Genomic DNA, 17,705 nt, shown 5'->3' on the forward strand with positions numbered 1-17,705 from the left:
CCCGCCGCGGCGGGAGTGAGGCACCGCCGCGCGGGTTCCCCGGGCCCCTGGTCGACGCCCACGTCGACCAGGGGCCCTCGGCCGTCCCGGTGTCAGGGCACGGTGCGCTCGATCGCCGCCCGGCCCAGCTCGGCCAGGTCGCGGCGGGCCCGTTCCAGGTTCTCCGGCGTCACGTCCTGACCCCGGGCCTGCACCAGGTCCTCCGGATCCCAGGGCTGCTCGGCGCCGGTACGGATGTCGTCCGGGGCGGCACCGGTGCCGGTGCCGGTCGCGCCGGTCCCGGCCGCGTACGGGTCACCGATCAGGTTCGGTGAACCGGTGTCCGGCACCGCGCCGTCCGGCTCGGTGAAGACGGGGTTGTCCGGGTCGGTGCCGCCGCTGCGCAACTGGGGCACCGTGCTGTCGTCGTCCACCGCCGCGGCCACCTCGGGGGTCTCCTCCAGCGGCCGCTCGCCACCGCGGTCACGATCGGTCATGCTGCTGCCCTCCTGTCCCTTCGCGTGATCCCCGTGGCCTACCCGGTGCGGACCGCGCCATGCGGGCGGAGGGGTCAGGACTCGTCGCGCTGCGGCTCCGGCGGCTCGGTCGGGCGCAGCCGCTGCCACAGCAGCATCAGCAGCCCGAACACCAGCATCGCCGCGCCGGCCCACAGGTTGATCCGCAGGCCCTGCGCCTTCTCGATCTCGGCGGAGGTGTCGAACAGTCCCAGCAACCCGACGATCAGGCCGTACGCCACGAACAGGCCGCCGATGACCCGGCGGATGTCGAACAGCCGGGCCGCGGCGGAGCGCTCCTCCCGGGCGTCCTCGGTCTCGTCGACCAGCGGGTCGTGCGCCTCGCCGCCCTGGTAGTGGCGGTCCGCGTCGTCTGCCATGGCGTGCGTCCCCTCCTTCAGAAGACCGGGATGTAGAACAGGGCGGCGAGGACCACGGCGACGACGCCGAGCAGCACCGGGGAGCGGTACCAGGCGGTGTCGCCGGCCAGCGAGTCGTCGGCGAGCGTGGTGTCGCTGAGGCCGTACACCAGCCCGGTCAGCTCCCGGTCGGTCTTCGGCCGGGTCAGCGGCGTGACGACCGCGGCTACCACCGCGACGGTGGCGAAGGCCAGGCCGGCGCCCCAGAAGCTCTCCTCCAGGTCCGAGTTGAAACTGATCACGCCGCCCTTGTAGAGCAGGTAGGTGGCGGTCGCGACGACGGTGCCGGACAGCAGCGACCAGAACCCGGCCAGCGGCGTCATCCGCCGCCAGAACATGCCGATGATGAAGGTGCCGAACAGCGGGGCGTTGAAGACCGAGAACAGCGCCTGGATGTAGTTCATGATGTTGCTGAACCCGGCCGCGATGAACGCCGTGCCGATGCCGATCACGACCGCGCCGACGGTGGCGATCCGGCCCACCTTCACGTAGTGCTCGTCCGGCATGTCCCGCCGGAAGTACGCCTGCCAGATGTCGTACGTGAACACGGTGTTGAACCCGCTGACGTTCGCCGCCATGCCGGCCATGAACGAGGCCACCAGGCCGGTCACCGCGATACCCAGCACCCCGTTGGGCAGCAGGTCGCGCATGAGCAGCGGGATCGCGTTGTTGTAGACCAGGTCGCCCTCGTCGGCGCCCAGCCCTTTCACGGTGACCAGGGCGATCAGGCCGGGGATCACGGTGACCGCCGGAATGAGCAGCTTCGGGTACGCGGCGATGATCGGCGTACGCCGCGCGGCACTCATGTTCCGTGCGGACAGGGCGCGCTGCACCTCGGCGAAGTTGGTGGTCCAGTAGCCGAAGGAGAGCACGAAGCCGAGGCCGAACACGATGCCCAGCCAGTGCGCGCCGAGTGGGTTGTCGGTGCTGCCGGTGCCCTCCCAGGCGTGCAGTCCGGCCTCGCCGAGCTTGGAGTCGCGGACCGCGTCCATCAGTCCGCTCACGCCGCCGACCTTGACCAGCCCGATCACCGTGATCGGCACCAGACCGGCGATGATCACGAAGAACTGGAGCACCTCGTTGTAGATCGCGCCGGAGAGCCCGCCGACGGTGATGTACGCCAGCACGATCACCGCGCCGACGATGATCGCGAACCAGAGCGGCCAGCCGAGCAGCGCCTGCATGATCAGGGCCAGCGCGTAGAGGTTCACGCCCGCGATGAGCACCTGCGCGACCGCGAAGCTGATCGCGTTGAGCAGGTGGGTGGGGCGGTTGAAGCGCAGCCGCAGGTACTCGGGGACGCTACGGACCTTGGAGCCGTAGTAGAACGGCATCATCACGATGCCGAGGAAGACCATCGCCGGTACGGCGCCGATCCAGTAGTAGTGCACGGTCATGATGCCGTACTGGGCGCCGTTGGCGGCCATGCCGATGATCTCCAGCGCGCCCAGGTTCGCCGAGACGAACGCCAGGCCGGTGACCCAGGCGGGCAGCGAGCGGCCGGAGAGGAAGAAGTCCACGCTGGTACGGATCGCGCGCCGGGCGGCGAAACCGACGCCGAGCACCGTGACGAAGTAGAGCGCGAGGATCAGGTAGTCCACCGCGTTCATGTCCAGACGCAGGCCGCCGCCACCCATGCCCGTGCTCCCCTCGTGTGCACCGCTGCCCGCACGTACCCCGATTGCGAAGTTTCATGCCTGCTGGCCGGTCTGGGTACGGCGGAGCCCCGGCCGGGTCGCCGGCCGGGGCTCCGTGGGGTTCTGCGGGGAGCCTCAGCGCCCCAGGACGCGGTCCAGGAAGTCGCGGTAGCCGCGCACGGCGACCCGGAGCTGTTCGGTGTCGGTGGAGCCGGACTCCTGCCAGGCGCCGAGCCGGGTGCGCTGCTCGCGCAGGGCGGTGGAGAGCGCCTCGATGGCCTCCTCGACGAGCGACTCCGCCTCGCCGACCGCGGCGCGCGGGTCGTCCACGAAGCGCAGCTGCACGTCGCGCCAGCGGTCCCGGAAGCCCTGCGCGGCCTCGGGTGCGAACAGCGTCGCCGCGTCGGCGGGCACCGCGCCGGCCGTGGGCCGCTCGGCGCCGGCCAGCGTCGTGCCGGCCGCCCCGGCGGCTGCCGCGCCCGCCGCCGCTGCGGCGGTGTCGGCGTCCACCCGGTCGTGCCGCCGGTCGGCGTCGTCGCTGGCGGGGACGGGCTCGGCGTCCGGGTCGACCAGGCCGGGCTCGGCGCTGCCGTACCCGACCGCGCCGTCGGCGGCCGCGCCGTCCCGGACGACGCCGTCGATGCGGTCGTCGGTGTCCACCGGGCGGTCGCCCCGGGCCACGTCGTCGCCGGTGCGGTCGTCCCGGCCGTCGCCGTCCACGTCATCGGCGGCGCCGGAGTGCTCGGCGTCCCAGCGGTCCCGGTCGTGCAGGCGGTCCCCGGCGGTCGGGTCGGCCCGCTCGTCGTCCAGCGGGTCGGTGCGTCCCGGCGCGCCGTCGCCCGGCGCGGCCGTGTCCTCGTCGCGCGCGTCGCGCTCGTCCTGCGGACGGCCGCCGGCCAGCGCCGAGGCGGCTACCGCGTCGCCCACCGTGGCCGCGCCGAACGCCGTCGGCAGCGGCGCCGGCTCGGCGTACGGGGGTCGTCCGTCCTCGTCGCGCCCGTCCTCGTCGGTCCGGTCGGCCGCGTCGCGCAGGTCCCCGGCGTCGTAGGCGCGGGTCTCGTCGACCTCGGCGTCGCGCCGCTCGTCGGCGACCGCCGGGTCGTCGAAGGTGCCGCGGTCGTCCAGCGCGTCCTCGGGCACGTCGGCCCGGTCGGCGTCGCGTCGGTCGGCGTGCTCGCCCGGCTGCGGCACCGGCACCGGTGCGGACCGGACGGCCTCGGGGTGGTCCTGCGTGACCTGCTGTTCATCCTGGCGCATGGCGGCGGCCTCCTCAGCGGCTCGGGACGTCGTGGTCGTGGTCGTGATCGGGGTGGCGCTGCTCCGGCTGCTGCGTCGACGTGGGCACCGGGTCCTCGCCGAGCAGGTCGGCGAAGAGGGCTCGGTAGTGCACGAGCGCCTGCCGGAGGTCCTCGGTGCCGGCCTCACCGCGCTCGTTGCGCTGCCGGATCTCGTGGGCGTCGCGGTAGTGGGTGAGCGTGCGGGCGTGCTCGACGGAGAGGTGGGCGATCTGGTCCGAGAAGTCCCCGGTGGGGTACCCGCGCTCGGCGATCAGACGGCTGACCAGCTCGTCGGCCTCGCCGACGGTCTCGGCGGGGGAGTCGACGAAGCGCACCTGGAGTTCTTCCCAGGCGGCGGCGTAGTGGGCCCGCGACTCCGGGCTCAGCGGGGTCAGCTCCAGCTCGGCGTGCCGGCGCTCCCGCTCCCGCAGCTCGCGCTCGGCGGCGCTGCGGCTGTCCTGTTCGGCGACGACCCGGTCGTACTCGGGGCCGAAGCGTTCGCGCAGCGCCCGGCGGCGGCTGGCGACCACGGCGACCGCGACGAGCGCGGCGATGACGGCGACGACGATGACTATGACGACTACCTGGGTGGACGACATGGCTCCTCCTTCGCACGCTGGTATTCCCTCGTGCGGGTGATCGCCAATCCCGTTCTGCGGCACTTTCCGCCCCGGCCGGGAAAAAGGCGCGCTGCCGCGACCGCCGTCCGGTGCCGCAGCGGTGTCCGACTGCGCCCGTCGTGCCCGTCTCGGACCGTAGTGAGAGCCGAGACGGCCGGTAGTGCATCCGCCCCGGATTACGTATCCTGCCCAAGGCGTCCGGGCCGGGGCCCGGCGTCGTGGCCGGCGAAACGGCGGCCGCTGCCGGCGCCACCGAGCGACACCTTCCCGGGCGAGGTCTGATTGAACACCCGTGACTGGCCGATCCGCGCCAAGCTGACCGCGCTGGTCATCGGCCCGGTGACCGGGCTGCTGGCGTTGTGGATCTTCGCCACCACGCTCACCTTCGGGCCCGCGCTCGACCTGCTCTCCGCGCGTACCCTCCTCTACGACCTGGGCCGCCCGGGCGAGGCCGTGGTGGCGGAGCTGCAACGTGAACGGCGGCTGTCGGTGGTCCAGCTCGCCGGCGACCGCGCCCTCCCGGAGCTGACCGAGCAGCGGGTACGCACCGACGACGCGATCGTCGAGCTGCGCCGCAAGGTCGACGGCGGTGACCTGCGCGACGTCGCCGACGCCCAGCTCGACAACCGGCTCGACCAGTTGGTCTCGGCGCTCGACGCGCTGCCCGCCGGGCGCGCGTTCATCGACGACCGGAAGGTCGACCGGGCCGGCGCCGTCGGCCTCTACAGCGGGATGATCGGCTCGGCGTTCCAGGCGTTCGGCGCCATGGCCGCGTTGCCCGACGCGCAGCTCAACCGGGAGGCGACGGCGCTCACCGCGCTGGGGCGCTCCCGGGAGCTGCTCGGGCAGGCCGACGCGCTGCTGGCCGGCGCCGTCACCGCCGGCCGGTACGCCGACGGCGAGCACGAGCAACTGGTACGCACCGTCGAGAACCAGCGCTTCCTGGCCGAGATCGCGGTGGCCGACCTGCCGCCCGCGGAGCGGGCCGCGTACCAGCGGATGACCGAGGGCGCCGGGTTCGGCAAGCTGCGCGCGCTGCAGGACAGCCTGGTCCGCTCGTCCGCGCTGCCCGCCCGGTTCGACATGCGGGCGTGGGACACCAGTCACGCCGAGGTGTGGAAGAGCCTGCGCGACTTCGAGCTGCGCGGCGCCGACGCCCTCGCCGAGCGGTCGGTGCCGATGGCCACCCGGATCCTCGTCCAGCTCGCCGCCGCCGGGGTGCTGGGCCTGGTCGCGATCGTGGTGTGCGTGCTGGTGGCGCTGCGGGTCGGCCGGTCGCTGGCGCAGCGGCTGACCGGCGTACGGGCGGCCGCGACCGAGGTGGCCGAACGCCGGCTGCCCGACGTGGTCGCGCGGCTGCGCCGGGGCGAGGAGGTCGACGTGGCCCGGGAGGCGCCCGAACTCGACCACGGCGGCGACGAGATCGGTCAGGTGGCGCGCGCCTTCAACGAGGTGCGCCGGACCGCGGTCCGCGCCGCCGTCGACGAGGTGACGCTGCGCCGCGGCTTCAACGAGGTGATCCTCAACCTGGCCCGGCGCAGCCAGGGGCTGGTGCACCGGCAGCTGGCGCTGCTGGACCGGCTGGAACGGCGTACCGAGGACCCGGACGAGCTGGCCGGGTTGTTCCAGGTCGACCACCTGGCGACGCGGCTGCGGCGGCACGCCGAGGACCTGGTGATTCTCGCCGGGGCCGCGCCCGGACGCGGCTGGCGCCGGCCGGTCGCCGCCGTCGACGTGATGCGCGGCGCGATCTCCGAGGTCGAGGCGTACGACCGGGTCGACGTGGGCGAGGTGGCCCCGGCCGGGGTGCTGGGCCGGGCCGTCGGCGACGTGATCCACCTGCTCGCCGAACTGATCGAGAACGCCACCACGTTCTCCCCGCCCGGCACCCGGGTGGACGTCACCGGCCGGACCGTCCCGGACGGCTACACCATCGAGATCACCGACCGGGGACTGGGCATGTCCGCGCCGGCCCTGGCCGACGCCAACCGCAAGCTGGCCGAGCCGCCGGAGTTCGACCCGGCCGGCAGCGCCCGGCTGGGGCTGTTCGTGGTGGCGCGCCTGGCCGCCCGGCACGGCGTACGGGTGGAGCTGCGGCCGTCCCGCCCGGCCGGGATCGTCGCCGCGGTGTTCGTACCGTCGGAACTGATCACCGACGAGCCGCCGGTGGGCGCGGACACCTCCGCCGGGCCGGAACGGCGGCGCCTGGCCAAGGTGACGCGGCTGGCCACGGTGCCCCGGCCGGGGCGGCCGGTCCGGCCGGGCCGGGACCGGTCGGAGAGCACAGTGGTCCCGTTGCAGTCGGCGCGCGCCTCGACTGTGGAGCCACCTGCCGACGACGACGGCCTGCCCCGCCGGATCCGGCGCCGCGGCGCGACGGCGCGTCCCCGCGCGGTTGTCACCGACACTCCGGCCCACCGCACCCCGGAGGAGGCCCGCCGGGCCATGTCGGCGTTGCAGGCCGGCACCGCCCGCGGACGCCGGGACGGCGCCCGCACCGCCGGGACCGACCCGGCCACCCCCACGACCGAAACGCGCGACACCGGTACGCCGTCCACGACCGCGGGGCCGGGCGTTCAGCCCGCCCCGCCGGCGCCGGACCCACGAACCGCGACTGAGAGGGACGCCTAGTGGTGCACACGACGCGGCAGAACGCCGATCTCGACTGGCTGCTCGACGACCTGGTGGAGCGCGTTCCCGCCGCCCGCCAGGCGGTGGTGCTCTCGGCGGACGGGCTCCTGCTCGGGGCCTCCACCGACCAGGACCGCACCGACGCGGAACACCTGTGCGCGCTGGCCTCCGGCTTCTCCGGCCTGGCCAAGGGCGCCACCCGGCACCTGGGCGGCGGCGCGGTCCGTCAGACCGTGGTGGAGATGGAGTCGGCCTACCTGTTCGTGACCGCCGCCGGGCAGGGCGCCTGCCTGGCGGTGGCGAGCGACGCCGACGCCGACATCGGCCTGGTCGCGTACGAGATGGCGATGCTCGTCATCCGGGTCGGGGAGAACCTGGCCGCGCCGAGCCGGGTGGCGGGGGAGCGGACCGATGCGCGCTGAGTCGCCGGGGCCGCAGCACGAGTGGCTGGACGCCGACGCCGGACCGGTGGTGCGCCCCTACACGCTCACCGGCGGCCGGGTACGCCCACCCGTCGACGGCTTCGACCTGCTGGCGTTCGTGCTCGCCACCAGTGGCGCGGACCCGGCCGGTACGCCCGGCCTCCAGCCGGAGCACCGCCGCCTGATCGAGCTGGCCCGGCGGCCGAAGGCCGTGGCCGACCTCGCCGCCGACCTGGACCTGGCCGTGGGCGTGGTCCGGGTGCTGCTCGGCGACCTTCTCGCCCATGGACTCGTCGCGGTGCACCGCCCACCGGCCACCGCGTACCTGCCCGACGACAACATCCTCAAGGCGGTGGTCAGTGGACTCCGTGCGCTATGACCGGGAGCCGGAGGCGGCACGAGTGCCGCTGGCGCTGAAGATCCTCATCGCCGGTGGCTTCGGCGCCGGAAAGACGACGCTGGTCAGCGCGTTGAGTGAGGTTCGGCCGTTGCAGACCGAGGAGGTCCTCACCGGGGCCGGGCTCGGTACCGACGACGTCTCCGGGGTCGAGCAGAAGTCGACCACGACCGTGGCGATGGACTTCGGCCGGATCACCATCAACGACGACCTCCAGGTCTATCTGTTCGGCACCCCGGGCCAGGACCGGTTCTGGTTCCTCTGGGACGAGCTGGCGTTCGGCGCGCTCGGCGCGGTGGTGCTCGCCGACACCCGGCGGCTCGCCGACTGCTTCCCCTCGATCGACTACTTCGAGCAGCGGGGCATTCCGTTCGTGGTGGGCGTCAACTGCTTCGAGGGTTCCCGCCGGTTCGGCCTGGAGGCGGTCCGCGACGCCCTCGACCTGGACCCGGACGTGCCGCTGGTGCTCTGCGACGCCCGGGACCGGCAGTCCGGCAAGCTGGTGCTGATCTCGCTCGTCGAGCACGTGGCGCGGCAGCGCGGCGAGCCGGTGCCGGTGGGCTGAGCACCCGCACCCGATCCGTCGGGCGCGGTGGGACTGACCGGGCGCGCCACCGGGAAGCCTCTGGTTGGATCGCAGGCAGGACCGACGAGAGGTGGGAGCGGTGACCGGGCAGGACGAGATCGTCCACATCGGTGGCTACACGGCGGAGACGGGCGGGCGGGCCGAGGGCGTCGTGGCGGCCCGGCGGGACCGGGCGACCGGGGAACTGACCCCGCTGGGCGTCGTGGCGGTCACCCCGTCGCCGTCGTTCCTGGTGCGGCATCCGGCGCTGCCGGTGCTGTACGGGTGCAACGAGTTGCCCGACGGGCAGGTGAGCGCGTTCCGGGTGGCACCGGACGGCGACCTCACGCCGCTGGGCGTCCGCGAGACCGGCGGCGCGGAGCCGTGCCACCTGGCGGTCACACCGGACGGGCGGCACCTGTTCGTGGCGAACTACGGCGGCGGCAGCGTGGCGGTGTTCGGCCTGGACGCCGACGGCGTGCCGGGGGAGCGCACCGACCTGGTGCGGCACACCGGCCACGGCGCCGACCCGCAGCGGCAGGAGCACGCGCACTGCCACATGGTCTCGCCCGACCCGGCCGGCGGCGGGCTGCTCGCTGTCGACCTGGGCACCGACTCCGTCTACCGGTACGCGGTCGACGCCGGCCGGTTGACCGAGCGGGAGCCCCGGGTACGGACGGCGCCCGGGACCGGGCCCCGGCACCTGGCCCGGCACCCGGACGGGCGGCGCTGCTGGCTCGTCGGCGAGCTGGACGCCACGGTCACCGCGTACGAGCTGACGCCGGACGGGCCGCGGCAGCGGACGCGTGTCGACGCCAGCGGCCGGACCGGGCACGTCCAGCCCTCCGAGGTGGCGGTCGGGCCCGGGGGACGTTTCCTCTATGTGGGCAACCGCGGTGTGGGCACGGTCGCGGTCTTCGCGCTCGACGGTCCCGCGCCGGAGCTGGTGGCCGAGGTCGACACCGGCGGCGAGTGGCCCCGGCACTTCGCCTTCGCCGGTGCGCACCTGTACGTGGCGGACGAGCGGGCCGACATGATCAGGATCTTCCGGGTGGATCCGGACGGCGGGGTGCCCGAGCCGGTGGGGGAGCCGGTGCCGGTGGCCAGTCCGACGTGCGTCCTACCGTGACGGAACGGTCACCAATTGCCAGTCCGAAGTGGACTGAAGTCACCTTAAATGACTGACCAGTAACTTAACGTATGGGTTAGGTGATCAACTGTTTCTGCTGCGTAACTTTCGTCCGAACGGTTGTGGTGGTAACCCCACGAGGTACGCAAGATGGTCACCGTGTCTGGCCGCCATCGCATGCGTTCTCACCTCCGCGGAGCAGGTGCCGCCGCCGTGGCGGCCGCCCTGGTCGCCGTCGTAGCCGGCTCCTGGTTCGGCTACCAGCAGCTGGCCGGCCCGAACTGTTCGGGCCGCATCGAGCTGTCGGTGGCGACCGCCCCGGAGATCGCCCCCGCGGTGCGCGCCGCCGCCGACCAGTGGGTCTCCGACGGCGCGGCGGTGGGCGGAACGTGCATCGCGGTGAACGTCTCCTCGTCCGAGTCGGTCGAGGTGGCTGCCGCGGTGGCGAGCAAGCACGGTGCCACGCTCGCCGGCGTCGGGCAGGCCAGCGGCACCGCCGTCACCCCCGACGTCTGGGTGCCGGACTCCTCGACCTGGCTGGTCCGGCTCAAGAGCGGCGGGGCCAGCGCGTTCGCGCCGACGAACGGTGCCTCGATCGCGCGCAGCCCGGTCGTGGTGGCGCTGCCCGAGCCGGTGGCCTCGCGCATCGGGTGGCCGGACAAGAAGCTGCGCTGGTCCGACCTGCTGACCCAGGTCACCGCCAGCAAGCCGCTGCGGGCCGGGATCGTCGAGCCGACCCAGGACGCGGCCGGCCTGTCCGGCCTGCTGTCGCTGACCGCCGCGGCCAGTTCCACCGGCGAGTCCGGCTCGCCGAAGGCGCAGGAGGCGATGGTCGGTGCGCTGCGTGCGCTGGCGACCAACCGTTCCTCGCTGCGGCAGGACCTTCTCGCGCGGTTCCCGCGCTCGTCGGACCCGACGGCGATCGCCAACGGGCTGGGGGCGGCGGCGCTGTCCGAGGAGGACGTGATCGCCTACAACAGCACCAAGCCGCCGATCCGGCTCGCCGCGCTCTACCTCGAGCCGGCGCCGATCCCGCTGGACTACCCGTTCGCGGTGCTGCCCGGCATCGAGCCGTCCAAGGCGTCCGCCGCCCGGGTGCTCTTCGAGGTGCTGCGTACGCCGGCCTTCAAGGACCGGCTCGCCTCGCAGGCGCTGCGCGCGCCGGACGGCAACTGGGGGCAGGGCTTCCAGGCCCCGACCGGCGCGCCGAGCCCGGCCAACGGCGGCGCGAGCCAGGTGCCGCCGTCGGGTCAGGGCGGCGCGGCCGACCTCGACCCCGGCGCCATCTCGACCGCGACCACCACCTGGTCGGTGGCCACGCAGTCGGGCCGGATGCTCTGCGTCATCGACGTCTCCGGCTCGATGAAGAAGCCGGTCGCGACCGCCAACGGCGCCAGCCGGGAGCAGGTCACCGTCGCCGCCGCGAGCCAGGGCCTCGGGCTGTTCGACGACTCCTGGTCGATCGGCCTCTGGACCTTCTCCACCAACCTCCAGGGCTCGCAGGACTGGAGCGAGCTGGTCGGAATAAAGCCTCTGTCCAGCAACCGGGGCGCACTCCAGCGCGGCCTGGCCTCGATCAAGCCCTCCAGCGGCGACACCGGCCTGTACGACACCATGCTCGCGGCGTACAAGAAGGTGCAGCAGGACTGGGAGCCGGGCAAGGTCAACTCGATCGTGCTGTTCACCGACGGCAAGAACGAGGACGCCAACGGCATCTCGCAGAAGGAACTGCTGGACCAGCTGAAGAAGCTGAAGGACGACGAGCAGCCGGTCCAGGTCGTCATCATCGGCATCGGCACCGAGGTGAACCGGGCCGAGCTGGAGTCGATCACCAAGGTCACCGGCGGCGGCGCGTTCGTCACCACCGACCCCAGCAAGATCGGCGAAATCTTCCTCCGGGCGATCGCGCTCCGGCCGCCCGCCCCCCGCTGACCTGAAGCTCAGCGCTAGTCTTCCGCCGTACCGGAAATCCGGTACGGCGGAAGGCTTCCCGGGTCAAGACGCGGGATGAGAACTGACGGTAATGCGTCCGAATCAATCGGTAACCATAATTGTCCAGGCATGATGACCGGGTGCCTCGACCGCGGGCTCCACACCGGAGCCGGGCGGGGACGAGGCGGTCCTGAGCGAAGTGGGGAGGGCCGGTGACCTCGGCGACGCTGTTGACTCCTGCCACGTCGTCGCGACCCGGTGGTGAACGCCCGGGCAAGACGACGCGAGCCGCGGAGCGGGCCTACATCCGGGTCCTGGTGGTGCTGGACACCGCCGTGCTCGCGGTGGCCATCCTGGTCGGTTACCTGGCCCGGTTCGGAGACGAGGAGCCGACCGGTTCCGAGATCCCGTACGTGGTGGTCGCCCCGGCGCTGCTGCTGGTCTGGCTCGTCTCGCTCAAGGCGATGCGGTGCTACGACGACCAGGTGCTCGGCTACGGCGCCGACGAGTACCGGCGGGTCAGCGCGGCGAGCATGCGACTCGCCGGCGGCATCGCCATCGCCGGGTACATCGCCGACGTCGGCGTCTCCCGGGGCTTCCTGGCGATCTCCTTCGCCGTCGGCACGATCGGGCTGGAGGTGGCGCGGTTCGCGGCCCGCAAGCGGCTGCACCGGGCCCGCGACCGGGGCGCCGGCTGGTCCCGCAAGGTGCTCGTGGTGGGTGACACCGCGCATGTGCTGGAGCTGGTGCACACGCTGCGCCGGGAGCCGTACGCCGGCTATCAGGTGGTCGGCGCGTGCATCCCGGACGCGCTGCTCGCCCCGGTGCCGCAGCGGCTGGGCGACGTGCCGGTGGTGGGCAGCTTCCGGGGCATCCCGGAGGCCGCCACCGCGATCGGCGCCGACACGGTGGCGGTCACCGCCTCGGGCGAGCTGACCGCGACCCGGCTGCGCCGCCTCGGTTGGCAGCTGGAGGGCACCGGCGTCGACCTGGTGGTGGCACCGGCGCTCACCGACGTGGCCGGTCCCCGCATCCACACCCGTCCGGTCGCCGGGCTGCCGTTGATCCACGTCGAGGCGCCCGAGTTCCGGGGTGCCCGCAAGCTGGTGAAGGGCTTCGTCGACCGGTCGATCTCGTCGATCGCCCTGCTCGTGCTGGCGCCGCTGCTGATCGTGATCGCGCTCGCCATCAAGATCGACAGCCGTGGCCCGGTGCTGTTCCGGCAGACCCGGGTCGGTCAGGGCGGCGAGGAGTTCGGCGTCTTCAAGTTCCGCACGATGGTCGTCAACGCCGACGCCCTGCTCGCCGAGCTGGCCGCGCGCAACGAGACCGACGGCCTGATGTTCAAGATGCGCGACGACCCGCGCGTCACCCGGGTCGGCCGACTGCTGCGCAAGTGGTCGCTGGACGAGCTGCCCCAGCTCGTCAACGTGCTGCTCGGCCAGATGAGCCTGGTCGGCCCGCGCCCGCCGCTGCCGTCCGAGGTGGCCCGCTACGACGGCGACGTGGCCCGCCGCCTGCTGGTCAAGCCCGGCATGACCGGCCTCTGGCAGGTCAGCGGCCGGTCCGACCTCAGCTGGGAGGACGGCATCCGGCTCGACCTGTACTACGTGGAGAACTGGTCGCTGGCCGCCGACCTGACCATCCTCTGGAAGACGTTCGGCGCGGTGATCAACAGCCGCGGCGCGTACTGAGGGGCCGGGTCAGGGCTGCGGCCCCAGCCAGTCCAGGCACACCACCACCGCGTCGTCCACCAGGTCACCGGCGACGAACGCCCGCAGGTCGCCGATCAGCGACCGGACCGCGTCCAGCGGTTCCATCGGTCCGGTCCGGCGCAGGAACCGGTCCAGCGCCACCTCGCCGTACCGCACCTGCTCGGTGGTGGCCTCGATCACGCCGTCGCTGACCACGAACAGGCGGTCCTCGCGTTCCAGCCGGAACCGCTGCGGGCGGTAGTCGCTGCTCTCGAACATGCCGAGCGGGAACTGCTTGTCCAGCTCCTGCTCGGTCACCTGGCCGGCCCGCAGCCGCAGCAGCCGGGGCGAACCGGCGTCCACCACCGTCATCTCGCCGGAGGCCAGGTCCAGTTCGATCAGGAGCACGGAGACGTGCTGCTCGCCCCGGTACTGGGCGTAGATCGCCTGGTCGGCCAGGGCGGCCTGGTCGGCCAGGTCGAGCCCGGCCCGGCGCGCGTTGCGCAGCGCGTGCGTGGCCAGCGAGGCGAGCAGCGCCGCGGCCACCCCCTCGCCGTAGCCGTTCAGCACCGCCAGCCAGAGCCGGTGACCGTCGTCGGACCAGTCGAAGCTGTCCCCGCGCACCGCGTACGCCGGTTCCAGCTGCCCGGCCAGGCTGAACGACGGCCGGATCCGGCTGCGCCCCGGCAGCAGCTCCCACTGCATCTCGGCGGCCAGCGTGAGACGCCGGCTGCGCCGGGCGGTCCGGTAGATGTCGGTGGTCGCCATGACCGCGCTCAGCTCGTGCCCGAGCACCGTGGCGATGGTGGCCAGCTCCCGGCAGGCGTTCGGGTCGGCGGGGACCGGGGCGACCTGGAGCACGCCCCGGCGTTCGCCGCGCATGCCCACCGGGAACCAGCCGACGCCGTCGGCGATCACCGGCTCCTGGTGGTCGAAGGCGCGCCAGGCCGGGTGGCCGGGGCCGGTGACCGACGGGCCGTCACCCAGCGGCAGCAGCTCGGCGAGCCGGTAGTCGACCTGGTAGAGCTCGGTGCGGGTGACGCCGTACGTGCGTGCCAGCTCGGCGGCGAGCCGGTCCACGATGAGATCCGTCGGCGCCTCGGTCAGGACGCGGCGAGCGCGTCCCTCCGCTCCGCTCATCTTTGCTCCTTTGCACAGGTCGCCGGGCAGATCCGGGGAGTAGTCTCGGGCCCACCATGACCGAAGAGCGCGGTCCCCGGGGACCTGAAACGAGTACGTCCGCCGCCCTGGACGAGGCGGCAGGCACCTTGCTCGCCGTCTGGGAGGCGGCCCGGGAACGCACCACCAGCCGGCTGTCGAGTGCCCAACTACGCGCGATCATGGTCGTCGAGCAGTATGACGGCATCAACCTCCGCCGGCTCGCCACGCTCACCGACATGTTGCTCTCCTCCGCCAGCCGGCTGTGCGACCGGCTGGTCGCGGCCGGGATGCTGGAACGCGAGCCGGGCCGCTACGACCGGCGGGAGATCTCGCTGCACCTCACGCCCGCCGCCATCCGGCTGCTCGCCGAGCTGCGCGAGGACCGGCGGCACCGGCTGGAGCGGATCCTGGCCGGGATGAGCCCGGAGGGCCGGGCCGCGCTGGTACGCGGCATGCGCGAGTTCGACGAGGTGGGCCGGCGCGGCGAGGCCACGGTGGCGGACGGATGGCCGATGCTGCAACCCTCCGGGGAACGGATCGGCGACCCCGCCCGGCCGTCCGACGAGCCTCCGGTGGCCCGTACCGCCTGACTCAGCCCTCACGGGCGGCCCGCAACCGGGCCACCACCCGGGGATGTTCGGTGAGTGCCCGTTCCAGCGCGCCGAGCACCTCGTCCAGCAGCGCCCGGCCGCCCCGGGAGGTCAGCGCCTCCTCCTGCCACCCGACGAAGTCGCGCAGCAGCCGGTCGTCGTCCACGCGCACGGCCGCGATCAGCGCGTCCACCAGGTGCGCGATGCCGGCGGCGACGTCCTCGGCGCTTTCGGGCGGCGGGTCCACCGCGGCCAGCGCCAGCCGGATCAGCTCACGCCGCCGGTGCAGCACCGCCACGTACGCGTCGTCCGGCGGGGGCGGCGGCGCGCCGGTGTGCGCGGCCGACAACGGCTGCTCCAGCAGCGCCACCGCGTCCCGGGCACTGGCGCCCCAGCCCGCCGCGCCGATCACGGTGGCCCACCGGCCGTCCGGGCCGAAACCGGGACCACCGGCGAGCACCGGCACCCCGGCCGCGCGGCTGGCCTCCACCATCCGCGCCGCCCGGACCAGCCGGTTCGGCTGCACACAGCTCAGCAGCACCGCGTCCGGGCCGGTCTGGTGCAGATAGGAGACCAGATGCCGGGCCGGCACGCTGGCGCCGAGGAACGTCACCCGCCAGCCCGCCGCCCGGACCACCTCGGTGACGATGCGGGCGGCCAGCGCGTGCCACTCGCCCTCGACGCACGCCATCACCACGTGCCCGCGCCGGGGCGGACCGGTCGTCGCACCCAGCGCGTCCACCACCTGCTCGCTGACGTGGGTGGCGGCGTGCTCCTGGGCGATGCTCCAGGAGCCGGTGAGCCAGCGCAGGCCGACCTCCCGCTGCGCCACCGCGACCAGGTCGACCAGGACGTCCGCGACCGAGAAACCGTCGGCGAGCAGGCCGCGTGCGAGCGCGATCGCGCCGGCCCGGTCGGCGGCGTCCAGGCGGTCGAGGTACGCGGCGAGCGTGTCCGGCCCGATCCGGCGCCCGGCCCCGGGGCGGTCCGGCGGCGGTGTCATCCGGCTGCCACGGCGAGCATGGCGATGTCGTCGTGGGGTTGCCCGTCCAGCCACTCGTCGACGAGCTGGAGCACCCGGTCGACGAGCGCGGCGGGTGGGAGCCCGGCGCCGGTGGCGAGCGCCTGACGCAACCGGGCGTCGCCGAACATGGCCGGCTCGGTCGGGCCGCCGCGAGCCTCGGTCACCCCGTCGGTGTACGCCAGCATCAGGTCACCCGGCGCCAGCCGTACCTCGGTGTCGGCGAACCGGGCGTCGGTGAGCGCGCCCACCGGCATGCCGCCCACCCGGACCGTCTCCACCCCGCCGCCGGCGCGAACGACGAGCGGGGACGGGTGCCCGCCACCGGCGAGCCGCACCAGCAGCCCGCCGTCCGGCTCGCGGCGCAGCGCGCCCAGCAGGAGCGTGGTGAACTGGGCCCGGCGGGCCGCGTCGGGGGCGTCCAGCAGCGCCCGGTTGAGCAGCTCCAGCAGTTCCCGGGGGCGCTGCTCGACCAGGCGCAGGGTCTGCAGCGACTGGCGGACCCGGCCGGTCAGCACTGCTGCGCCGACGCCCTTGCCGCACACGTCGCCCAGTGCGAACAGGCCGCCGTCGCCGGTGGGGAACAGGTCGTAGAAGTCGCCGCCGATGCGCAGGCTGTCCCCGGCGGCGCGATAACCGCCGGCGAGCGTCATCCCGGGCAGGCGGGGCAGTTCCGGCGGCAGCAGGCTGTTCTGGAGCACCCGGGCCAGGTGGGCCTGCTCGCCGTACAGGTCCGCGGCGGCCAGCGCGGCGCCGGCCCGGCCCGCGAACTCCCGGGCCAGGCCGATCTCCCGCTTGTCGAAGCCGGGTCGCTCCGGGCGGCGGGCCAGCACCAGCGCGCCGGCCGGACCACCGGCGCTGGGCATCGGGCTGATCAGCACGGTGCCCGGGCGGCCGAACCCGGCGGGCAGCACCTCGGCCAGGTCGGCCAGCTCGGCGTCCAGCCACGGGCTCGGTTCGGTGAGGTCGCCGTCGAGCGCCTCCACCAGCCCGGGGACGGATTCCACGGTCGTCCAGGCGGCCAGGCCGGTCACCGGGCCGGGATCGCCGGTGGCGTACCGGGTCCAGTGCGGCTCGTCCTCGGCGGGCGGGGGCGGGCGGTGCACCACCACCGCGACGTCGGCCAGGTAGGGCACCGGCAGCGTCACCGCGGTACGCAGCGTCTGCTCGCGGTGCAGGGACAGCCCGAGCCGACTGCCCGCCTCGGCGAGGAACGCGGTGCGCGACCGTTCGGCGAGCAGCGCGTCGGTGCGCGCGTGCTCCTCGGTGACGTCCCGGACGTACCAGGCGTGGCGGTCGTCGGCCAGGGGCCGCCGCAGGCCGTTCAGCCGCCGGCCGCGGTGCTCGGTCTCGAACGTGTCCGAACCAGCGGCCGCCGCGCCGGCCAGGGCGGGCACCGGGCACGCGGCCAGGTCGACGCCGGGCGACACCTCGGGGAGCAGGTCGGCGGCCATCGCGTTGACGAGTGTCACCACCCCGGAGCGGTCGACTGTCACGACCGCCTCGGCGAGCCCGTCCAGCAGCTCGCGGGCCAGGTGGTCGTCAGCCGGTAGCGCGACCCCGGCAACCCGCCGGGGTCGTCTCCGCGAGGCGTGTCCACCGCCGCTGACCGGCCCCGCGACACCGCCCCGGCGCGCGGCGGTCACCTCCGGTGGCCGGGCGCTTCGGTCGGTCGACCCCTGCGCATGCTGTCGGTGCACTCCTCGCTCGGCGGAC

General features: G+C 74.0%; 16 protein-coding genes. 8 read left to right on the top strand and 8 right to left on the bottom strand.

Going from position 1 to position 17,705, the window contains the following annotated elements:
- Positions 1-92: 92 nt before the first annotated feature.
- The 5 genes from O7604_RS15060 to O7604_RS15080 form a co-directional block, all read right to left on the bottom strand.
- Positions 93-476: a hypothetical protein gene (locus O7604_RS15060; protein WP_135241748.1), complete on the bottom strand. Its 384-nt coding sequence runs from the start codon at positions 474-476 to the stop codon at positions 93-95.
- A gap of 74 nt (positions 477-550) precedes the next feature.
- Complete coding sequence (locus O7604_RS15065; RefSeq protein WP_269704416.1) at positions 551-874, bottom strand: hypothetical protein; 324 nt, start codon at positions 872-874, stop codon at positions 551-553.
- A gap of 17 nt (positions 875-891) precedes the next feature.
- Positions 892-2,550 (bottom strand): sodium:solute symporter family protein, encoded by a 1,659-nt coding sequence (locus tag O7604_RS15070; RefSeq protein ID WP_269704417.1) that lies wholly within the window; start codon positions 2,548-2,550, stop codon positions 892-894.
- Between the two features lie 135 nt (positions 2,551-2,685).
- Positions 2,686-3,807 carry a hypothetical protein gene (locus O7604_RS15075; protein ID WP_269704418.1) on the bottom strand — a complete coding sequence of 374 codons (1,122 nt, stop codon included), beginning with the start codon at positions 3,805-3,807 and terminating at the stop codon, positions 2,686-2,688.
- A gap of 13 nt (positions 3,808-3,820) precedes the next feature.
- Entirely contained in the window at positions 3,821-4,426 is a 606-nt protein-coding gene (locus tag O7604_RS15080) for a hypothetical protein (RefSeq protein WP_269704419.1), read from the bottom strand.
- A 303-nt stretch (positions 4,427-4,729) separates the two neighbouring features.
- Between O7604_RS15080 and O7604_RS15085 the strand changes: the two genes are divergently transcribed.
- The 7 genes from O7604_RS15085 to O7604_RS15115 all read left to right on the top strand — a co-directional run bounded on the left by O7604_RS15085 (position 4,730) and on the right by O7604_RS15115 (position 13,217).
- Positions 4,730-7,078 (top strand): nitrate- and nitrite sensing domain-containing protein, encoded by a 2,349-nt coding sequence (locus tag O7604_RS15085; RefSeq protein WP_269704420.1) that lies wholly within the window; start codon positions 4,730-4,732, stop codon positions 7,076-7,078.
- Positions 7,078-7,500, top strand: coding sequence for a roadblock/LC7 domain-containing protein (locus O7604_RS15090; protein ID WP_013288181.1), 423 nt, complete (start codon positions 7,078-7,080; stop codon positions 7,498-7,500). The genes O7604_RS15085 and O7604_RS15090 overlap by 1 nt, the downstream gene beginning before the upstream one ends.
- On the top strand, positions 7,490-7,879 hold the full coding sequence (locus O7604_RS15095) for a DUF742 domain-containing protein (RefSeq protein ID WP_269704422.1): 390 nt from the start codon (positions 7,490-7,492) through the stop codon (positions 7,877-7,879). The genes O7604_RS15090 and O7604_RS15095 overlap by 11 nt, the downstream gene beginning before the upstream one ends.
- Positions 7,860-8,462 carry an ATP/GTP-binding protein gene (locus O7604_RS15100; RefSeq protein ID WP_269704423.1) on the top strand — a complete coding sequence of 201 codons (603 nt, stop codon included), beginning with the start codon at positions 7,860-7,862 and terminating at the stop codon, positions 8,460-8,462. The genes O7604_RS15095 and O7604_RS15100 overlap by 20 nt, the downstream gene beginning before the upstream one ends.
- A 100-nt stretch (positions 8,463-8,562) precedes the next feature.
- Positions 8,563-9,591 carry a lactonase family protein gene (locus tag O7604_RS15105; protein ID WP_281576929.1) on the top strand — a complete coding sequence of 343 codons (1,029 nt, stop codon included), beginning with the start codon at positions 8,563-8,565 and terminating at the stop codon, positions 9,589-9,591.
- Between the two features lie 177 nt (positions 9,592-9,768).
- Positions 9,769-11,523, top strand: coding sequence for a substrate-binding domain-containing protein (locus O7604_RS15110; RefSeq protein WP_269704425.1), 1,755 nt, complete (start codon positions 9,769-9,771; stop codon positions 11,521-11,523).
- Between the two features lie 212 nt (positions 11,524-11,735).
- Positions 11,736-13,217, top strand: a complete 1,482-nt coding sequence (locus O7604_RS15115; protein ID WP_269704426.1) for a sugar transferase — start codon at positions 11,736-11,738, stop codon at positions 13,215-13,217.
- A gap of 9 nt (positions 13,218-13,226) precedes the next feature.
- On the opposite strand, the gene O7604_RS15120 is transcribed toward O7604_RS15115, so the two are convergent.
- Entirely contained in the window at positions 13,227-14,357 is a 1,131-nt protein-coding gene (locus O7604_RS15120; protein ID WP_269704427.1) for a PP2C family protein-serine/threonine phosphatase, read from the bottom strand.
- 56 nt (positions 14,358-14,413) lie between these two features.
- On the opposite strand from O7604_RS15120, the gene O7604_RS15125 reads away from it, so the two are divergent.
- A complete protein-coding gene (locus O7604_RS15125) occupies positions 14,414-14,968 on the top strand; it encodes a MarR family transcriptional regulator (RefSeq protein ID WP_269704428.1) in 555 nt (184 codons plus the stop codon).
- A 1-nt stretch (position 14,969) separates the two neighbouring features.
- On the opposite strand, the gene O7604_RS15130 is transcribed toward O7604_RS15125, so the two are convergent.
- A complete protein-coding gene (locus O7604_RS15130) occupies positions 14,970-15,971 on the bottom strand; it encodes a cobalamin-dependent protein (protein WP_281576930.1) in 1,002 nt (333 codons plus the stop codon).
- Positions 15,968-17,635 carry a PP2C family protein-serine/threonine phosphatase gene (locus tag O7604_RS15135; protein ID WP_281576931.1) on the bottom strand — a complete coding sequence of 556 codons (1,668 nt, stop codon included), beginning with the start codon at positions 17,633-17,635 and terminating at the stop codon, positions 15,968-15,970. The genes O7604_RS15130 and O7604_RS15135 overlap by 4 nt, the downstream gene beginning before the upstream one ends.
- Positions 17,636-17,705: the final 70 nt, after the last annotated feature.

The sequence above is a fragment of the Micromonospora sp. WMMA1947 genome, from assembly GCF_027497355.1.
In the GTDB taxonomy this organism is placed as follows: domain Bacteria; phylum Actinomycetota; class Actinomycetes; order Mycobacteriales; family Micromonosporaceae; genus Micromonospora.

Bases quoted from the DNA above. Each gene is read 5' to 3' on its own strand.
- O7604_RS15070 (WP_269704417.1), bottom strand. From the start codon at position 2,550: ATGGGTGGCGGCGGCCTGCGTCTGGACATGAACGCGGTGGACTACCTG.
- O7604_RS15130 (WP_281576930.1), bottom strand. From the start codon at position 15,971: ATGACACCGCCGCCGGACCGCCCCGGGGCCGGGCGCCGGATCGGGCCG.
- O7604_RS15110 (WP_269704425.1), top strand. From the start codon at position 9,769: ATGCGTTCTCACCTCCGCGGAGCAGGTGCCGCCGCCGTGGCGGCCGCC.
- O7604_RS15075 (WP_269704418.1), bottom strand. From the start codon at position 3,807: ATGCGCCAGGATGAACAGCAGGTCACGCAGGACCACCCCGAGGCCGTC.
- O7604_RS15080 (WP_269704419.1), bottom strand. From the start codon at position 4,426: ATGTCGTCCACCCAGGTAGTCGTCATAGTCATCGTCGTCGCCGTCATC.
- O7604_RS15095 (WP_269704422.1), top strand. From the start codon at position 7,490: ATGCGCGCTGAGTCGCCGGGGCCGCAGCACGAGTGGCTGGACGCCGAC.
- O7604_RS15120 (WP_269704427.1), bottom strand. From the start codon at position 14,357: ATGAGCGGAGCGGAGGGACGCGCTCGCCGCGTCCTGACCGAGGCGCCG.
- O7604_RS15065 (WP_269704416.1), bottom strand. From the start codon at position 874: ATGGCAGACGACGCGGACCGCCACTACCAGGGCGGCGAGGCGCACGAC.
- O7604_RS15060 (WP_135241748.1), bottom strand. From the start codon at position 476: ATGACCGATCGTGACCGCGGTGGCGAGCGGCCGCTGGAGGAGACCCCC.
- O7604_RS15125 (WP_269704428.1), top strand. From the start codon at position 14,414: ATGACCGAAGAGCGCGGTCCCCGGGGACCTGAAACGAGTACGTCCGCC.